10 protein-coding genes, 2 pseudogenes and 1 other annotated feature are annotated in these 19,966 nt (G+C 41.1%); of the genes and pseudogenes, 9 read left to right on the top strand and 3 right to left on the bottom strand.

Annotated features, from left to right (window positions below; translation table 11 throughout):
• The first annotated feature begins 47 nt into the window (after nt 1-47).
• The 4 genes and pseudogenes from G4V62_RS20770 to G4V62_RS04225 all read left to right on the top strand — a co-directional run bounded on the left by G4V62_RS20770 (nt 48) and on the right by G4V62_RS04225 (nt 7,186).
• Nucleotides 48-874 (top strand): annotated as a pseudogene (locus G4V62_RS20770) (MotA/TolQ/ExbB proton channel family protein).
• Nucleotides 861-1,610 (top strand): flagellar motor protein MotB, encoded by a 750-nt coding sequence (locus tag G4V62_RS04235; protein WP_165199551.1) that lies wholly within the window; start codon nt 861-863, stop codon nt 1,608-1,610. The pseudogene G4V62_RS20770 and the gene G4V62_RS04235 overlap by 14 nt, the downstream one beginning before the upstream one ends.
• A gap of 296 nt (nt 1,611-1,906) precedes the next feature.
• Nucleotides 1,907-3,634 carry an acetate--CoA ligase gene (gene acsA, locus G4V62_RS04230; RefSeq protein WP_165199549.1) on the top strand — a complete coding sequence of 576 codons (1,728 nt, stop codon included), beginning with the start codon at nt 1,907-1,909 and terminating at the stop codon, nt 3,632-3,634.
• 363 nt (nt 3,635-3,997) lie between these two features.
• On the top strand, nt 3,998-7,186 hold the full coding sequence (locus G4V62_RS04225; RefSeq protein ID WP_165199547.1) for an S-layer homology domain-containing protein: 3,189 nt from the start codon (nt 3,998-4,000) through the stop codon (nt 7,184-7,186).
• Between the two features lie 75 nt (nt 7,187-7,261).
• On the opposite strand, the gene G4V62_RS04220 is transcribed toward G4V62_RS04225, so the two are convergent.
• The gene (locus tag G4V62_RS04220) at nt 7,262-10,156 is read right to left on the bottom strand and encodes a transglycosylase domain-containing protein (RefSeq protein WP_165199545.1); all 2,895 of its coding nucleotides are present in this window, start codon (nt 10,154-10,156) and stop codon (nt 7,262-7,264) included.
• Nucleotides 10,157-10,311: 155 nt separating this feature from the next.
• Nucleotides 10,312-10,544 (top strand) — a binding site (T-box leader).
• A gap of 87 nt (nt 10,545-10,631) precedes the next feature.
• On the opposite strand from G4V62_RS04220, the gene tyrS reads away from it, so the two are divergent.
• From tyrS to G4V62_RS04200, 4 genes and pseudogenes are all read left to right on the top strand, one after another.
• The gene (tyrS, locus tag G4V62_RS04215; RefSeq protein WP_165199543.1) at nt 10,632-11,897 is read left to right on the top strand and encodes a tyrosine--tRNA ligase; all 1,266 of its coding nucleotides are present in this window, start codon (nt 10,632-10,634) and stop codon (nt 11,895-11,897) included.
• A gap of 366 nt (nt 11,898-12,263) precedes the next feature.
• Complete coding sequence (locus G4V62_RS04210; protein ID WP_165199541.1) at nt 12,264-13,652, top strand: sensor histidine kinase; 1,389 nt, start codon at nt 12,264-12,266, stop codon at nt 13,650-13,652.
• Nucleotides 13,645-14,315 (top strand): annotated as a pseudogene (locus G4V62_RS04205) (response regulator transcription factor). Before G4V62_RS04210 ends, G4V62_RS04205 begins: the two are co-directional and overlap by 8 nt.
• A gap of 99 nt (nt 14,316-14,414) precedes the next feature.
• Entirely contained in the window at nt 14,415-15,968 is a 1,554-nt protein-coding gene (locus G4V62_RS04200) for a multicopper oxidase family protein (RefSeq protein WP_165199539.1), read from the top strand.
• A gap of 67 nt (nt 15,969-16,035) precedes the next feature.
• On the opposite strand, the gene G4V62_RS04195 is transcribed toward G4V62_RS04200, so the two are convergent.
• Nucleotides 16,036-16,902 (bottom strand): LamG domain-containing protein, encoded by an 867-nt coding sequence (locus tag G4V62_RS04195; RefSeq protein ID WP_165199537.1) that lies wholly within the window; start codon nt 16,900-16,902, stop codon nt 16,036-16,038.
• A gap of 211 nt (nt 16,903-17,113) precedes the next feature.
• Here G4V62_RS04195 and G4V62_RS04190 point away from each other — a divergent pair, with 211 nt between their 5' ends.
• Entirely contained in the window at nt 17,114-17,434 is a 321-nt protein-coding gene (locus tag G4V62_RS04190) for a hypothetical protein (protein ID WP_165199535.1), read from the top strand.
• Nucleotides 17,435-17,810: 376 nt separating this feature from the next.
• Here G4V62_RS04190 and G4V62_RS04185 read toward each other — a convergent pair whose 3' ends face one another.
• Nucleotides 17,811-19,847 (bottom strand): helix-turn-helix domain-containing protein, encoded by a 2,037-nt coding sequence (locus tag G4V62_RS04185; RefSeq protein ID WP_165199533.1) that lies wholly within the window; start codon nt 19,845-19,847, stop codon nt 17,811-17,813.
• Nucleotides 19,848-19,966: the final 119 nt, after the last annotated feature.

Raw genomic sequence — 19,966 nt, 5'->3', positions numbered from 1 at the left:
TGCCGATATAACTCCTAAGAGGGTTCGGATAAGGTAAGGTGAGAGCAGTGAAAAAGATGGATGGATTTACTCCAGTTGGAATTTTACTAGGTCTAGGTATTATTACGTTTGGGATTTTTTCCAATAGTGGCTTTGAAGCGGCTATGACATTTATCCATCTCCCATCAATTTTTATCGTTATTGGTGGCCTTGTTGGAGCGATGCTCGTCAACTTTGGACGAGCACAAATGCAGCGTCTTCCAATCATCATTAAACAGTGTTTTATTAAAACTGACCGAAACGTTGCTGAGCTTGTCGAACGGTGTGTGTTTCTAGCGGATAAAGCAAGAAGAGAAGGGCTTTTATCGCTTGAAATGGAGCTTGGAGAAGAGAATGATGATCGTTTCTTAAAAAGGGTATTTTGCTTACTGTTGATGGTGTTGAACCAAATGATATGAAGGACATTTTAACGTCTGAAATTATTGCCTTAGAAAACAGGCATGCCAAGCACCGTCAATTGCTTGAGAAAGCTGGTGCATATGCTCCGGCTTGGGGAATGATAGGAACACTTATTGGTCTCGTTTTAATGTTAAGGGATTTAAATGACCCGTCAACGCTTGGTCCGAGTATGGCAGTGGCGTTGATTACAACATTATATGGAACACTGATGGCGAATTTACTGTTTCTTCCTATGGCTGCAAAACTAAAAGCGAAAACAGATGAAGAAGTGTTTTATAAGCTTGTTGCAATCGAAGCAGTCATTGGCATTCAATCTGGACAAAATCCTACTCTGTTAAAGGATAAGCTGTCCTCATTTGTTCCTTCAGAACCGATCAATGCGCCTAAAGAAAAAACATCCATGTCTTCAGGGGATCTTTTCAATGAAACTTCTTAAAGAACGTCAATTGAGAGAGAACGCGAAGACTGGAGGAACGTCTTGGATTGTCACATATGCCGATTTAGTGACATTGGTTCTTGTTTTTTTTATTCTGCTGTTTTCAATTTCACAAGTTGACTCGACAAAATTAGAAGAAGCTGTACAGTCATTTAAAACAGCAAGCACAACTTCAATGCAAACGAAGGAGATTGCTAGCTCAGATGGTGTGTTAGAAGGTGGACGCGCAGTTATCGATCCATTAGATGAGTTATTAAAGAAAGTCAAATTATACCTTCAAGAAAATGGTTTAGATGGTCAGATTCAAGCGAGTCGTGACGAACGTGGCGTTGTGCTAGTGTTAAATGAACGCGTCTTATTCCACACCGCAGAAGCCATTGTTTTGCCAGAAGGACAAGATGTATTACGGTCTGTAGGCGAGTTTTTACATACCATTCCAAATTTCATTGAAGTAGAGGGACATACAGATGTACGACCCATATCGACGTATCGTTATCCGTCGAATTGGGAGCTTTCCACGGCAAGGGCGAGCAGCGTCATTCGCTTCTTAACGAATTCATACGATCTAGATCCAACGCGCTTTCGAGCTGTCGGCTTAGGAGCCACCCAACCGGTTGTTACTGGTAATGACCCAGAGCAGTTAGCACAAAACCGGCGGGTTGAAATTGTGATTACGCCGCAAACGGAATTGGATAAAACGAATAAAGAGACCTCAAAAGCGGTACCGAACAGTTAAGCCATTCCAGATCGGTCTGAGTGAAGGCAAAGTCTTAAAGGCTTTGTCTTCTTTTTGGCTTGAAAAGCTCATAATAGGTAGGATAGAGAAAAAAGTAAGATAGGAAAACCTACGTATGTACGAGTGCAGCTAGGAAAAGCTATGAGTGTTTGTCAATGGTTTGACAGGTCAACATTCGCTTACCTCATAGTCAATTTAGTCGGTAATCATTAGAATGTGCATATTAAATTGAGAAGTTAGACTTTTTGTATTATACTAATTAAGAACAATATTGGGTCATAGAGGAGGACACTTAGATGAAAGCGGAAACGCTTCCTGCGTATAAAGGTGATTATCAACTTCAAGATTATTATGAAACGAGAAAGAAATTTTCATGGACTGATGTGGAAAAAGCTTTTAGCTGGTATGAAACTGGGAAAGTAAACATGGCTTATGAAGCGATTGATCGTCATGCAGAGAGCGAGCGAAAAAATAAAATCGCTTTGCATTATCGTGATCATTCAAGAGCTGAATCATATACGTTTTTAGAAATGAAAGAGCTTACAAACAAAGCAGGGAATATCTTACGTAACGAAGCAGAGGTTAAAAAAGGGGATCGCGTTTTTATTTTTATGCCAAGATCTCCAGAATTGTATGCGCTTTTTTTAGGCGGACTAAAAATTGGTGCGATTATGGGGCCGCTTTTTGAAGCGTTTATGGAAGCTGCTGTAACGGATCGTTTGCAAGATAGTGAAGCCAGCGTTTTAGCAACGACAAAAGATCTGTTACCGCGTGTTCCTGTTGAAAAGCTTCCGCACCTTAAAACAATCGTCATTGTTGGAGAGATGCCTGATGATTCGTATGAGGACGTTCAATTGATCTCTTATGACGAAAGTTTTGGTAAAGCTTCAAACGAGCTTGATATCGAATGGGTTGACCGAGAAGATGGGATGTTGCTCCATTACACGTCAGGTTCAACAGGTAAGTCAAAAGGAGCCCTGCACGTTCATAATGCGATGATTCAGCATTATATGACTGGTAAATGGGTATTGGATCTACGTGAGGATGATATTTACTGGTGTACAGCCGATCCGGGCTGGGTTACAGGAACCTCCTATGGAATTTTTGCACCATGGTTAAATGGTGCAACGAATGTGATCGTCGGGGGACGCTTTAAACCGGAAGATTGGTATAAGACAATCCAAGATTTTAAAGTGACCGTTTGGTACAGTGCCCCAACCGCATTTCGTATGCTGCTCAGTGCCGGTGATGATTTAGCAAAAGAATTCGACTTGAGTACTTTGCGTCATATTTTAAGTGTTGGTGAACCGTTAAATCCTGAAGTTATCCGTTGGGGGAACCGTTTGTTTGGTCATCGTATCCATGATACATGGTGGATGACAGAAACAGGTGCAATGCTTATATGTAACTACCCGTGTATGGACATTCGTTTAGGATCTATGGGTAAGCCGATTCCAGGCGTTGAAGCGACAATTGTAGATGATAAAGGGAATGAGCTACCGCCATATCAAATGGGCAATTTAGCAATTAAAAAAGGTTGGCCATCGATGATGCGGAAAATTTGGAAAAACCCTGAGAAGTATGAAGCGTACTTTTTGCAGGGAGAATGGTATGTTTCCGGCGACTCGGCATACATGGACGAGGACGGATACTTCTGGTTCCAGGGCCGTGTCGATGATGTCATCGTAACAGCGGGCGAGCGTATCGGTCCGTTTGAGGTAGAAAGTAAGCTTGTGGAGCACCCAGCCGTTTCAGAAGCCGGAGTGATCGGTAAACCTGACCCTCTACGCGGTGAAATTATTAAGGCGTTTATTTCATTACGAAGTGGCCATAGTCCTTCTGATGAATTAATTGAAGAAATTCGGAATTTTGTCAAGACAGGCTTGGCTGCCCACTCAGCTCCACGGGAAATAGAATTCAAAGAAAAACTTCCGAAAACGAGAAGTGGTAAAATTATGCGACGTGTGTTAAAAGCATGGGAGCTTAATTTGCCAACAGGCGATTTATCAACGATGGAAGATTAATCGTTTATCAAAATGTAGACAAAGGTTTTTTCCTTTGTCTACATTTATTCTTAGCTTGATTTGGAAAAGATTGTCATCCTAGGCGAGTAGGCGAGGGAATGCCCGAATAGAACCTCCACTTCATGAGAGGACGAGTGAGCCTAGCAACGACAGATGTGAGCGTTTGTAAACAAACGGATACCTGCACTTTTTGTGTAGGTATTTTTAGCTATGCAATAAAAAACATATATTTTTTACCGTTTAAGCAAGCTGTCAGGCTTAGGGAAATCGTTGCCAGGAGGAGCCTACATGCTGTAAGCTAGAGATGGTTAGTGTTTCTTTCAAAGGGATTAAATGAGATTATACATAAAGGGAGATGGATTCATGAAAGACCATCGTTTTTTAGCAAGTACGGTCGGTGTTGCAACAATAGCTGCTTTAGCTGTACCGAGTGCCACTGGGCTAGCAACAAGTTTCACAGATTTAACGGACAGCTATGGTCATTATGACAATATTATGCGCTTGGTAGATGAAGGTGTCATCGAAGGGTTTCCTGATGGTACATTTCAGCCAGACGCGCCGTTGACGAGAGCCCAAGCTGCAATTATGTTTTCACGCGCACTTCAATTAGATGTTCCTGAGGGTGCAGATGATTTAATCGCCAACTTTTCCGACGTGTCGGAAGATGACTACTATGCGAAAGAAGTGGCAGCTCTTGTTGAAAGTGGCATTACAAAAGGCTATGGTGGTTATTTTGCCCCAGAAAATTCATTGTCTCGTGAAGAGATGGCGACGATGCTCGTCCGTGCATTTGCATTACAAGATAATGGTGAAGAGATCACATTAACTGATCTTGATCAAGTGCAATCTGTACACGAAGAAAATGTAAAAATTCTGTTTCAAAATGGGGTAACCAAAGGAAAAGGGGACGGCTCGTTTGGTCCTAATGATAATGTCACGCGAGGGCAATTTTCTTCGTTTATGGTGCGTGGTTTAGACATTGCCGGTGTTAGCATAAATATCGAACAGCCTGACGATGTCGTTATTCAAGTAGGTGAATCACCTGAGCTTCCTCATTCACTCGAAGTGACTTTAGCGAACGGTGAAACAGAGGACGTCGACGTAGATTGGGACACGAGTGAGCTCGATACGTCAGAAGAAGGTACATACACTGTTCATGGAACACTTGAAGGCTATTCGCAAAAGGCAGAGATTGAAGTGGTTGTAGAAAATCAGCCACTCCAAGTAGAAGACGTCGAAATGGAAAACTTGAAGCAAATGATCGTTAAGTTCAACCATTCTGGGTATAAAAAGCACATTGTTGAAAATGAAAGTCATTATGAGTATGAAAATAACGACGGAGATGTCGTCGACATCCTTGAAGCTCGTGCCGAAGAAGATCGTGTTATCCTGACCTTAGCTGAGCCGTTTGAAGATGAAGGGTATCTTTGGATAAGTTCGGCAATCGATGGGGAAGAAAGGGACTACGAGCTGGAATTTAGAGACACGACACCACCAGAAGTTGAAGAGGTCATTCCAGTAAGTGAAGATACGATCAAAGTGCTCTTTTCTGAACCGATGGATACAGGTACAGATAATGGTAAAGAAGTAACGAACCGAGACATTGAAGAGGCTTTTGAACTGGAAGATGAACGCCACCGTGTGACGGAGATTCGTTCCTATCATTATGGTCAGGCATTAAATATTACGTTTAATCGTGACCTTGAAGAGGGCGATTATACCCTTGATATTGGGCGTGGAATAACAGATTACTTTGGTTTCGTCGTTGAGAATGACAACTTTGATTTTGAAATGGCATATGATTCATCAGATCCTGAAGTTGTTGAAATTAAAGATATTTATCCTACACAAGCAACGGTTGTTTTTAATAAAGACATCAAGCTAAAGAGCGGTGCTGCATCTCATTTCCAACACTCAAACGGAGATGCTAAGGCGGACGAAGTCAATGTCATTAATGGGAATGAGGTCGTCGTGACATTCCCTGAAGATCAACCTTTGCCTGAAGAGGGAGAGATTGAAATTGACAGAGATGCTGTCGAAGATTACTGGGGCAACGAAAATAGATCGTTAGACATTGAGTATGAGATTCATGATGACGGCGATGCGCCAGCAATTACTCGCGTCAGCATGTTGAAAGAATCGCAGACGGCGGATCGTTATGTTACAGTCGAAGTCTATTTTTCTGAGCCGGTCACTAAAAAATATGCATTATCTGAAGAAAACTATGAGGTTGTCGGTGATGACGGGAAATCGGTTCGGGTAAAAACTGCTTCATATCTTAGCGATTCTAACGGACAGGCTGTGCGCCTTGTTCTCGACAAGCGGTATGGAGAATTTAAAAACCAAGAATATACTTTGTATGTTGATGACATCGAGGATTATTTCGGCACGTCAGATGACGAGCTGACGTATACATTTGATGCTGGAAGTATGTCCGCTCCTAATGAGTTTACTGGAACAGCGTTTACGGAAGACGATGATGAAGTTCGTTTCGTCGTTGATTTTGGACGCGAAATGCAGACAGGTGGGGGTTATGGCATTGAACAGTTAAATATGTATGAAGTGTCGTATCGCTCAACGTCTATTCTATTGAACGAATTGGATCAAACATCTGGCTTTCGCGTGGATATCAATACGTACGATGATGATTCTAAGGCGGAAATCATTATTGAAAAGGATGGAAAGCCAAATCAGGCATGGGAAGATTTATTTGAAGACCTGTTTGACGCTGTGGAAGCTGATGAGCTTGAAGATGTAAGGCTCACAGTAGGCCGAGTTGCTGATCAAGATGGAGTCCGGACTAACAGCTTCTCTAATCAAGTCGAGCTAGATGCTAGCCATTCTTTTACACCTAAGCAAGATGAAGTTGAAGCAACGGCGCTTGATGAGCTCCAGATTGAACTGGCTTATGAGCTGTATGATTTTGATGACGATGATCTCATCGTTTATGCAGATGAGAATAATAACAGAGATTATGATGATGGAAAGGATACAGAGCTTGATATATCAGTAGAGTATGAAGATGAGGACGACACCCCTTACATTTATATTTATCTAGATGACGAGCTCGATGATGACTTAACGTACGATCGAGAAAAAGTGTACGTGACAACCATTGATGAAGATGACGTCAATACAACAAACCGCTTTGGACAAAAGCTATTCGTTGAAGATTTGCCTATCGTTGGCGGCATTGCTGCTCAGCTTGAAGAGTCGAATGGTGAGAAACATGTTTATGCTCATGCGTTAAAGGGTGAGGATGACCGTGCTGTTGTTTCTTTAGAGTTTACAAATGATATTGATGATCGTTCCGTTAGTTACTTATCCTTTACAATCTCAAACGGTCTTTATCCAGTTCGTCAAGTCTACGTTGATGGGGACACTGTGTATCTTGAGGTTGATTTAGACGGTGGTGATGTTGACGATCTGATTGGCGAATACGTAGAACAACAAGCACCTATTGCTGATGAGAACGACAATCGTATTAGAGGGCTTGATCTGAGAATTAATGATGTACAAGAAGATTTGTCTGAGAGTCGCTTGCGTGATTAAGCGCGTATTATATAAGAAAGCCATCAGCATTCACAGCTGATGGCTTTCTTTAACTTACAAGGTCGGTATTTTCATTTATTCAATGGCTTGAGATTCAGTTTCGGTAATGGATGTCGCAGCTTCATCACCGTTTGTCTCAAGTGCTGCGTCTTGTTCATTATTTGAATTAGTGTTTATCGTCTCTTCGTCTGCGTCTTGATCAGCAGCTTTATCTTCATTGCTCTCGACCTCGGGTTCGGGTGCAGGTGGCTCAGGAGCACCGATAACGACTTCATTCGACGGTTGGGACGTATTCCCAGCAATGTCAACTGCGACGACTGTGTATGTTGCAGGGCTAACCGGAAGCTGTCGCGTTGTAGAATCTAGTGTAGAAACGAGCTGTCCGTTTTGGTAAACGTAATAGCCAACGACGTCTCGATCACTTCCTGACCAAGAAATGGTGTCGCCACTTCCTGAAAGTGTGACAGGAGTAGGAGCGCGTCCGTTTTCTATAGACGTGCTAGGCAATGGAGTGACCAAGTTAATCGAGCCTGCGAGAAGCTGACGAGGGTTCTCGATTTGGTCATATCCAGACGATTTAACAAAGTCAGGGTTGAGCATTGCCCCATATTGGACAAAATCTGACGGGGTAGAATCCATTGCGGCATATGGTGTGCCATCAACGAAAACATATTGACCAGAGACGAAGCTATTATCCCTTTCAGTTGGGCTATACTTCTGATTAATTAAATCGGTGGTGACCATGCCGGCTTGCTGACAAAGCTCCGTTGGTAGTTTACCAGATATGCCGCAAATCGATTGCGTAACCACGCCTTGAGGTCTTTCAAAAGATTCCCCTGCGATTAATGAAGGATTGACCGCATGCGCCTCATTCATTAAATCTGCCCACAGCTTTATATTACGAACGCCATACGAGTAGCCACGATAGTAACGCGGGAGAGACTGCGGTGTATCATAACCATTCCATACCCCTAAAGTTACTTGTGGATTCGAGGCGACAAACCAAGCATCCTTATAGTCTTGTGACGTGCCTGTTTTTCCCGCCCATTCCGACTGAAAGTTTAAAAATCCTGGTAAGCTTCTACCAGTCCCTCGGGAAACGACATCTTTAAGCATATCTACCATAAGGTAATTCGTCTGTTCGGAGAAGACTTGTACGGTTGAAGATTCATGTTTGTAGATCGTTTTACCTTCAGCATTTTCGATGTGATCAATCAAGTACGCGTCGGTGAATTTTCCTTCATTCCCAAAGGTAGCAAAGGCATTTACGTTTTCTTCAACGGTCACTCCTTCTGTTAAGGCACCAAGTGACATTGAATAATTCGAGCGGTCTGCATCGACAAGCGAAGAAATTCCCATCTGCTCCAAATACTTCGTCGGCTCGTGTCCCGCTTGAAGCATATCAACGTACAGTTTGGCCGCAGGTATATTGTAGGAATGAGCAAGTGCTGTGCGTGCTGATGTCATGCCATGATATCTTCCACCATAGTTATGTGGACTCCACATGTCATTGCCTGCTTTTATATTGTATTCCACGTCGGCAATGAGTGAGCCAGGTTGTGTAAACCCTAATTCCAACGCTGGAGCGAAGACGAGCAGAGGCTTCATCGTCGAGCCATTGGAACGAAGGGCTGATGTCGCATGGTTCAACTGTTCAAGTTGAAAGTCTCGACCGCCTACAAAGCTGATAATACGTCCAGTTTTATTTTCCATCAGTAAAGCGCCAACTTCCACAGGCTCTGATACTGTCACTGTCTCGCCGCTATCAGGGTCTTTAAACGAGACTTGTTTATCAGGTCCATATAAATCAAACTGATTTTTAACAGTCTGCATACGGTCATAGATTTCTTTATCAATTGTTGAATGAACTTTGTAACCTTCGTGCTTTAATTTGTGATGTGCATTTTCAAAGTATTCGTGACGAGTATCGTCATCAACGTCATTAAGAGAGACGCCATCAGCTTTTGCCATTTCGTTTGCTAGAATGTTTGTCGCCCTTTGCTCTATTTCAAAGGTTAGCCAAGGGTATTGTTGAACCGGTGAGCGTTGAGGTTCAGCAAAATCAGCTTGAATATCATAGGCGAGTGCCTCTTCATAGCTTTGTTTGTCAATCATTCCGCTTTCAAGCATTCGGTTTAGCACGACTTTCATTTTATCCAATCCAGGGCTAATGTCTGATTTCACAGTTCCATTGTTTGCAAACGGTGTAAATCGAAATGGACTTTGAGGAAGGCCAGCTAAATAGGCCGATTGTGCCAAGTTTAGTTCAGACGCATCGATGCCAAAAACGCCTTGGGCTGCGGTTTGAATACCAGCAATATTTCGTCCGGAAGCATTTCGACCAAATGGTACGATGTTTAAGTACGCTTCCATGATGTCATCCTTTTCGAAAAAGCGTTCTAACCGTAAAGCGAGTAAAATTTCTTTAGCCTTTCGATCAAAGGATACTTCATTTGTTAAGAGCTGATTTTTAATGAGCTGTTGGGTTAATGTACTGCCCCCGGTCCGTTGCGGTGAATTTGTAAATTCTTGAAAGAGCGCACGAAAGATCGCTTTAGGAACGACACCTTGATGTTCGTCAAACATTTGGTCTTCCGTAGCGATGACGGCTTGGGTCACGTATTCAGAAACGTCAGAAAGAGCGACCTCTTCACGCTCTAAATCTGAGGAAAGTTTTCCTAAGTATTGATTGTCTGCAAAATAAAGTTTTGACGTTTCATCATAATTGTAAATTTCAGTGCGCATCGTTTCATAATCTCGCAATGGTTCATCTTTAACGAGCGACGCAAAATAGCCCGCGCCCATTCCGCCAGCGAAAGCCATACCGATGATTCCAATCATAAGCATCAGAAGGAACATATTCCAGGTGACTTTGTATGTAATCCGCAGAGTAGAAAAAAACCTCATTGTCGACCGTTGCTCTAAAAACTGATTAAGGCGTTCATGGAATTGATTCCAAATATCTTTCATGGCGATTTATATCTCCTTCCCGACCATGACAAGTATAGCATTATACATAAATAATATATAGACTGAAAGAGACTTGTAAAGTACATATTGAAAAAAGAAGCATTGTAATTCACGTTGACAGTTCTTTTAGGGTATGATAAAAATGTAAGCAATAAACAAATGCTGTGAAGGGAAAACAGTAGCCTCTGCAAACGGAGCAAACAGAAAGACGGTGGTTTGTGTGAACCGTCCCGGCTCAGTTGGTGAATTACCTCCCGGATGCACTTTTTGCGAAGTTCACACTGGATATGGATGTGTAGCAAAGGGCGGTGCCTGCCGTTATCGGGCTAGAGTGGAAGCGTTTTGACTTCAAACAGGGTGGTACCGCGGCGAAAAAGCCGTCCCTGCGAGAAGAAAAAGGCTTTTTTTGTGTTTGTGAAAAATGTGATGTTACCGGTAAAATTAAAACTTTTAAGATAAGAGAGGACATAAATCAATGAATACATTTCTGAAAGATTTACAAGATCGCGGATTGATCCATCAGTCAACGGATCTCGAGGAGCTGTCAAAGACACTCGATGAAGGCCCGATTTCTTTATATTGTGGGTTTGATGCGACGGCGGATAGTCTCCATATCGGACATTTACTTCCGATGCTGATGCTTCGTCGTTTCCAGGAAGCCGGTCATCGTCCCGTTGCTCTCGTCGGCGGCGGTACGGGGTTAATTGGCGATCCGAGTGGTCGGTCGGAAGAGAGAACGTTAAACCCTGCTTCAACAGTACAAGGATGGACAGATAAGCTTAAGCAGCAAATTAGTAAAGTTGTGAAGTTTGATGACGGAGCCCAGCCTGCCAAGCTCGTTAATAACTATGATTGGCTTGGCGGATTAGAAGTGATCACATTTCTCCGAGACGTAGGAAAGCATTTTTCAATAAACTATATGCTCGCTAAAGATTCCGTTAGCACGCGTCTTGAAAAAGGCTTATCCTTTACCGAATTCACATATATGATGCTACAGTCTTACGATTACTTAAATTTGTACGATCAAGAAAAATGTCGCCTTCAGATCGGTGGTAGTGACCAGTGGGGCAACATTACTGCCGGCATTGAGCTCATCCGCCGCTCGATCGGAAAAACAGACGTTCACGGATTTACGATGCCGTTGATTACAAAAAGTGATGGTACAAAATTTGGAAAAACAGCCGGAGGAGCGGTTTGGTTAGACGGCACTAAAACAAGTCCATATGAATTTTATCAGTTTTGGTTAAATACCGATGATCGCGATGCGATTAAGTTCCTAAAGTGCTTTACCTTTTTATCGCTTGAGACGATCGCTTCGATCCAAGAGGAGTTTGACAATGCACCTGAAGAGAGAAAGGCGCAAAAAGTGCTCGCTGAAGAGATGACAAAGCTTGTGCATGGGGAAGAAGCACTTCAGCAAGCAATTCATATTTCTAATGCCCTATTTGGAGGCGGCGACTTAAAAACGCTCTCAAGTGAAGAAATTCGTCAAGGCTTTAAAGACGTACCTTCAAGTCAATGGGCTAAAGAGGAGATGTCGCTCGTCGATATGCTCGTTGAAGCAGGCATTTCTCCGTCAAAGCGTCAAGCGCGTGAAGACATCCAAAACGGCGCGATCTATATTAATGGAGAACGGCGCACCGAAGTGCAGACGGTACTTGGAGAAGCAGATAAGCTCGATGGCACATATGTCATTGTCCGTCGTGGTAAAAAGAAATACCACCTTATAGAGTGGGTGTAACGAAAAAGGCGCGGGATCGCGCCTTTTTGTCATGCCAGGGACTTGTCTGAATCATAAATGAATTGAAAGTGTTACCATCTTGAGAGTAAAAGGCTGAATGTTCCGTCAATAAAATGAGGCGAAGCAGTCTGCCTGTAAGTCATTGTAAACGCGTTACCTACTTTTTTCGGTTAACGACCAGAGGTATGACGATCGTAAGAGTACGTGATATAAATAATATCAGGTCCAGCACGATCTTTTCTTGTATTTTTTAATAAGTTTAGTCGCGCAAAAAGACAAGCAAGAGCAATTCTGAGATGTTTCCAAATGCTTCCTGTTAGTAAATCAGTTCTCAATATGTTCACTTATGTGGCTTAGAGGTGTTTTATGTTAAATAAACTTTCTTTTAAAATAGGATTATTGTTTTTCTTGTTTATCGTCATTATCGAGTTTATTTTGTTTCTCATTTTATATATAAATTTAGCTGACGATCGTGTGGAAGAGGTGATGAATAGCTTATTAGCGCGTGGGAATACCCATCGGGACGTGCTAGAAGATCATTTTGATCAATCCACGCTAGATCATGTAGGTATCATGGAATCAGTCTCAGAATTTGTCGTCGTCATTACTGATGAAAAAGGAGAGATGTTGATATCTTCAGACCCTGTAGAAGACGAGATGATTGATGTCATTCATAACACGAATAACAGGGAAATAGATTCAGATGGGAAAATTGTTGAGGATCGCTGGAGTGAAGTGAATTATATTGCAACAAATAGTCCAATGACAATAAACGGTGAGCACAAAGGTCACGTCTTTATGTTTGTTCACACAGAGTATGTAAAACGAACTGTTGATCAACTGAAAAGTCAGTTTGTACTGGCGGGCGTCATAACGATTGCTTTAACCATCGTAACCATTTTTATTTTATCAAGGTTGATTGCACAGCCTCTCATAAAAATGAAAGAAGCAACGGAACAATTAAGCCAAGGAAAGCACCATGTTGAGTTGCACACAGAGCGGAAGGACGAATTAGGTGAATTAGCGAACGCCATTACGAAGCTAGCAAAGGACTTAAAAGAACTAAAGATGGCGAGAAATGAATTTTTAGCAAGTATATCCCATGAACTTCGGACGCCTTTAACTTATATTAAAGGGTATGCAGAGATCATTAATCGTCAAGATTCGACAAAAGATCAAATCAAAGAATATGCAGAGATCATTCGTGAAGAAACAGAGCAATTAACAATACTGATTAAGAATTTATTTGCCTTAGCAAAAATTGATCAAAATAACTTCGTCATTAAACGTGAGCGAATCGCGATATGTGAAATCATCAGCAATGTTGCACACCTTATTCAACCTGTATTATCAGAAAGAAAAATCGTTTTAAATGTCAACTGTCCAAATGACATTACAGCGTTTGTAGATCCAGAACGACTCCAGCAAGTGTTTATCAATGTATTAGATAATGCTATTCATCATTCTAATGAAGGATCTGACATTTTACTGAATGTCATTGAGACAGAACAGGATGTTGTAGTGACGGTTACAGACCACGGAGAGGGCATTCCAAGCGAGGATGTACCTTATATATTTGACCGCTTATACCGTGTGGAAAAATCGCGCTCACGCCAAAGTGGTGGATCAGGTCTAGGTTTAGCCATTACGAAAGAAATTATTGAATCTCATGGTGGTAGCATTGAGATGAAAAGTCAGCAAGGGAAAGGGACAAGCGTCATTATTAAGTTAGCAAGAGGTGAACGCCATGCATAAAGTTTTAATCGTTGATGATGAAAAACGAATGTTGGATTTACTAGAATTATATTTACGGCCTCATAACTACACATGTAATAAGGCGCAAGGCGCTAGTGAGGCTTTGTCTTATATAAAATATGAAACGTTTGATATTGTTTTGCTGGATATCATGATGCCTGACAAGGATGGATGGGAGCTATGCAAAGAAATAAGGCGTTATTCTGATGTGCCTATTATTATGGTGACTGCACGTGATCAACAAAATGATATTATTAAAGGCTTACAGCTCGGTGCAGATGATTATATTACAAAACCTTTTAATGAAGGTGAACTTTTGGCAAGAATGGAGGCTTTATTACGACGGAGATCACCTAAAATGAAATTGAAGTCAACGGGTTGTTATGGAATAAAGATCAGTTCGAATTAACATATCGGCATATCCCAATTAAGTTAACACCAAAAGAATTTGTGATGCTCGGACATTTTTTGTTAAATCCGAACCAAGTGTTCTCTCGCGAACATTTAATTGAACTCATTTGGGGGTTTGATTCTGAAACAGAAGGCAGAACGGTTGATTCACATGTGAGAAATATGCGTGAGAAAGTTCGGCAGACCGGCTTCCCGATTGATCATCATCTGAAAACAGTCTGGGGGATCGGATATAAATGGGTGCATGAATAACACTGAGTTTTGCAAAGCCGTAACTATTTCTACACAGTTTCTGCACAATCTTCCTTTAACATCCTAAGTATAAGAAGAACATACGAAGGGTGGTCAAAAATGAAGAAATTGTTTATGTCAATAAGTTTGGCTGCTATTTTACTGTTGAGCGCATGTGGCACTAGTTTTGGTCATATGAATATGATGAATTCTCCGGAGGAGCGTTCAGAATGGTCTATGATGAGAGATCAGATGATGGGTGAGAGAATGATGAGGCAGCATGAGTCAATGATGCGCGAACCCATGATGAATGAGTCTATGATGATGGGACAAATGGGGCACGGTCATGACGGAGTAAGATTACAAGATTCCACAGGGCAGAATGCTTTGAACATCCCGCCTATTTTAGAAAGTGATCAAAAAAGCGGGAATGACGTTTACTATACGATTGAGGCGCAAAAAGGGCAGACAGAAATCTTTGAAGGTTACCAAACGGATACGTTAGGTTATAACTCATCGTTTTTAGGCCCGGTGTTAAAATTACAAAAAGGGCAAACGGTGCATATGACATTAAAAAATCGTTTAGACGAAGAAACAACGTTCCATTGGCATGGACTTATTATTGAAGGCGATGCGGACGGTGGGCCTCATAGTGTGATTCAACCTGGTGAAGAAAAGGAAATTACTTTTAAAGTACAGCAAGAGAGAGCGACGTTATGGTTTCACCCGCACCCGAAAGGAAAAACGGCCAAGCAAGTATTTGAAGGGCTTGCTGGATTAATGTATATCGAGGATGATGCAGAAGATCCTTACGTCTATGGTGAAAATGACTTCCCTTTAATCATTCAAGATCGAACCTTTAATGACCAGAAACAATTGGATTATGAAGCTGTAAAAAATTTCGATGGTACAACAGGGGAAACCTTACTGATCAATGGCACATTAAACCCTTATTTAACCGTGAATCAAGAAAAAGTCCGCTTGCGCTTACTCAACGGTTCAAATATGAGAAACTATACGTTTAAACTAAGCAATAACCAAGCGTTTCAACAAGTTGCTTCAGATGGAGGCTTACTAAATGAGCCGGTAGAATTGACTGAGCTGCAATTAACACCGTCAGAGCGGGCTGAGATTGTGGTTGACTTCTCAAAAATGAAAGAAGATGAAGAAGTGGAATTAATCATGGATGATGGAACCGTCCTGTTACCATTTGAAGTTACCGATGTTAAAAGCAACATACAAAAAAAGACACCAAAGCCGAAAAAACCGATCACCATTAGTGAAGAAGACATGCAAAAACCAGTGACTAAAACATTTGAGTTGTTTGGTATGGGACAGCATGTGACGATTAATGGTAAGAAATTTGATATGGATCGGATTGATTTCACACAGAAAAAAGGTGAAACAGAGGTGTGGGAAATATACAATAAGCCCGATATGATGGGAGGGATGATTCATCCATTCCATATTCACGGCACACAGTTCAAAGTGATCTCTATCAATGGTGAAGCACCTCCTGAAAACTTACAAGGCTATAAAGACACGATTACTTTAGATCCAGGAGATCGAGCAAAAATTGCTGTGAAATTTGCAGAAGAAGGTATTTATATGTATCACTGTCACATTTTAGAACACGAAGATAATGGGATGATGGGCCAAATTAAAGTCGAGTAATCGACCTGTCGGCGATACGATACGGATACGTATTAAGAGAGCCAATTCTTTGGCTCTCTTTGCTGTTTCATCGTTCATTGTTTTCACTCTTAATCTTATCATTTAGACTTGGTGGTGGGACCATTTTTTGATAATGGTCGGAAATCTGCTTGGGCGTTAATTCGTAGTCATAAAGGGCGACTTTTCCGATCGCGCCTTGAAAAAACGAGGCAAAATCTCGAGTGCCAATCCGCATTGGCGCTGTGCTGTTACCAGGCACGATATTGTAATCAGACAATCTGTCTTGATCGCGCAATACACCGTTTTTATAGAGTTTTGTATATCCAGTTGTATAATCAGAGCTTGTGTTTACCGTGTTAATAACGAGTGTGTAGTGGATCCATTCTCCAGCGATTAAAGGGTCTTGAAAATACGATCCTGCCCCTAAGCCACCACTAAGGTTAAAGGAATAGCCGCTAATGCGGTTGGGACGATTCTCATCGTTCGTTTCATCGTACATTCTTGCTGCCCACGAATGCTGATTCGTCTCACCTTTTCCCATCCAATGGACATAGCCGGCTCTTTCAGAGTTAGGAAATTGTAGGACATCCGGCCGCATCCAAGCTTCTACAGTGAGAATTCCAGTCTGCGTGACTTCCAAATCGTCGTTGTCGGGAATGGTAAAATACTGATCAATGCCATTAAAAACGACTGCAGCGTCACCGTTTGGAAGCAGCGTTTGCGAAGGGCTTCCAGTAAATGTGCCATCTAAGCCATTGCTCGTTTGATCAGACGTTTCGCTCGGCGACAGAGGCCAGTATGCGACGGGGGTATCAGCAAGAATCATTTGATCATACGACTGAGAGTCTGCCTTTACAGAGAAATGAGGTAAGGAAAAAAACGAAGTGACGATCATAATGGAGACAATGAGAAACACATCATACTTGCTTTTCATACCAGTCCTCCTTCAGGATGAACAATATCGCTTGTGCTGGCTTCTTGGTAAAGTGACCTAGCCGACTATATGACATAATTTATTTTTGATTTTTCAGAATATGAATTTCAGTCATTTTTTCGTCATCATTATTTGGTCAGTAAAGATGAGTAGGAGAAATCTCAAGATTATTCATACATTCAACGTATCATCTTTGTAAAGAGAGGTTCGAATGGCAGCGTTTCGATTAGGTCAAAACTCATTAGGATTAGGCAGTCTTTCATTAGTCATAGCGATTGTTGCTTTCTTGTTTAACGATTTCGCTTTTGGCAAAGGGACAAGCCTCGGTGAGTATTTGCTGCGTCCTTTTGGACTTAGTAATATTTCTTGGTACGTCGGTTTCCGTCCTTTTTATTCTGGCATGGTTATTGGGAGTAGACACACAGCAGATTTATTTGCAAGAGCGGGGTTCATCCTGCCAATATGTTTATTTTTAGTCATCCAACATGTCGTTTCAGTATCATTCAGCGCCTCTTTTGTAAGTGGCGCTTAGAAAAATTGGCGTATGGATCGGATGTCATGTTGTCCCAAAACTTGTCATCACACAACGATAAAAAACCCCAAAACCATACTTGTGGCTTCGGGGTTTTTAAATGATGATTGATCAACGAGAGTAGAAGTGAATGGATGCGAAAGTCTTCGTATCAAAAGTTGATCACTTGCCTCGTCAACACTCATCGACAATTTAGCCGAAATTTTATTCACAACAGCACTTAACGTTCGCCGATGCCCTTATCGACTTCTTATTTTATCCTTTGAACACCGTCCAGCTGATGTGATTTAAGCAAATGGTGAGGTGGTGTTTTGGTGAAACGTGTAATTTACAGATTTGAAAAGATTTAAAGGGGGGTGGTGTGTGCAATCATACCTTAACGATACATGTTTTTTATAATTTCATCCATGAGTAATTTAACTAATTGTGACCGGTTTTTAATTTGCTTTTTACTAAATATATTGGTGAGATGCTTTTTGACAGTCACTTCACTGACGAAAAGTTTTTCAGCAATCGTTTTATTCGTTGCCCCTTCGAGAATCAGGTGTGCTATCTCATTTTCACGTGCTGTTAAGTCAGTAAATTGTACATGTGCTTCTCGGTTTAATGCAATGCCTGCATTTGAAGCAAGGTGTTTCAAATAATTTTCCAGTCCCATTGATTTAATATCTAATATTTGTGTTGGGGCAGGGAGATTCACTCCATAGTCATGATGCGCAGCACCTTCAACCTCAATAAACCCTAAGCGTTTTAATAATTGTTGATAGAAAGGTAATGGATTGGAAGCGATGATCATTTTTCCTTTAAATAAAATTTGCAACAATTCTTGTAGAATAACTGAGCGTGCGACGGCATCTTCTGGATCAATCACGTCCATCATTCTAATATACCAACCACAAGGTTCATGCATGGGAACGTAAAATTTCGTTTTTTGCTCGTGAGTAAGGTTTTGAAAGTAAGCTCTTGTCACGGGCTGGTGAGTTAAATAATCGACGCTATTTTTATGGATCGGTATGACTAAGGCAAGCCCAAGTATGGTACCGTGTTGTTTTAATAAAATAAAATGATTATGCTCGGAATGAAGAAAGTCTGGCTGTGTCAGAAGCTCGGACTCAACTCGTTTGTATTCTTTTGAAGCAATTAATTGGATGGGTTGATTTTCCTCCGTATATTGAGTATTAAAAGTTGCATTTTCATACAGTGAGGTGAATTTAAGGTTTTGTAAATATTGCTTTGCTTCATCTGCATTAGATCCGTGAACGTATTCTAAATCATAATGGTGACGAGGAGCAGTGTCATAAAAAATCGCTCTAATCATATCGTCTTCAAGGTGATAAAAAAATTCTGAAAGGAGCCAAGATTGATCTTTATGAAGCTCATTTCCTTCAATTTGATTGAAATAATAAGCAGCAATCGCTTGATTAATTTCATTGTAGCGCTTTGGTGATCGCTTGCGAAGATTTAACGAGATGGCATCTCTCATTAGATCATGCATCATCCAACCTCTTTTGCCTAAACGGATAAATGAATAACTCGTGATATGTTTAAATAAGTCATTTGAAATTTTATTTTTGAGTACGTCAGCTAAAATGTCTTGATCAAACCTCCTCATAAGAGCGATGCTCTCCATGGTAGTGCGTAATGCGGCACTTTTGACTTCTTTTAACCATTGTTCGGTGAGAGAATAAAAAAGGTTCGTTTCTTGAAATAAGTCTTTTCTAATAGGGTGGTTATTATTGACCATAGACGCCGATAATGACAGTGTTAGGGGGTGACCTTGAGACAAGTTATATATGGCAGTGATTTGTGCCATGTCCTTGATATTATATTTGTTTAAATATTCTTTCGTCTGTGCAAGCGTTAATTCCCGTAATGGTAGATCCTCTATTAAATTCCTCCATCCTGGAGAAATAAACCAATGCTCTTGTAATGGATAACGGCCAGAGATGATAATGAGTACTCGGTGATCAAGATGGCTAATGAAATTGTTTTGTAGCCAGTAATCTAGATCTTGCATTTCTTCATAAGTGTCGAAGGCTAAGATAACTGCTGTATCTTTGGCAAGTAGATTAATATGCATGATACAAGCTTTGTGATCTAATTTTTCCTGCTCATTTCCTCCTAACAATTCATAAATTTGGCGCATCATTTGTTGAGGAGAGTGAGCAAAGTCCCGGCTGTTAATGAGAATAAAGCGAGAATTGTAATTTGTGGAAATTCTTTTGTATTGATCTAATAGATAACTTTTTCCCATGCCACCTGTAGCGTGAATATTTAATATTTTCTTAGGGCAGGAAATATCTTTAAGATATGATTCGAAAATTCCAATTTCTTTATCTCTACCAACAAAATATCTTTTCTCCATATTTGATCGAACTTGTTTAAATGAATGGTCGTCATGATTTGCACTCATGTTCAATATCACCTCAAATTTGTGTATATATTTTGAAATAATTTTCTGATTGTTTAAACGCATATTAAAAGTACAGTTTAAAGGCTTTCTGGCCTGTGCCAAGTTTCGCTAATTTTCAT

Source organism: Litoribacterium kuwaitense (assembly GCF_011058155.1).
Lineage (GTDB): Bacteria > Bacillota > Bacilli > Bacillales > DSM-28697 > Litoribacterium > Litoribacterium kuwaitense.
This window is presented reverse-complemented; position numbering and strand designations above follow the sequence as displayed.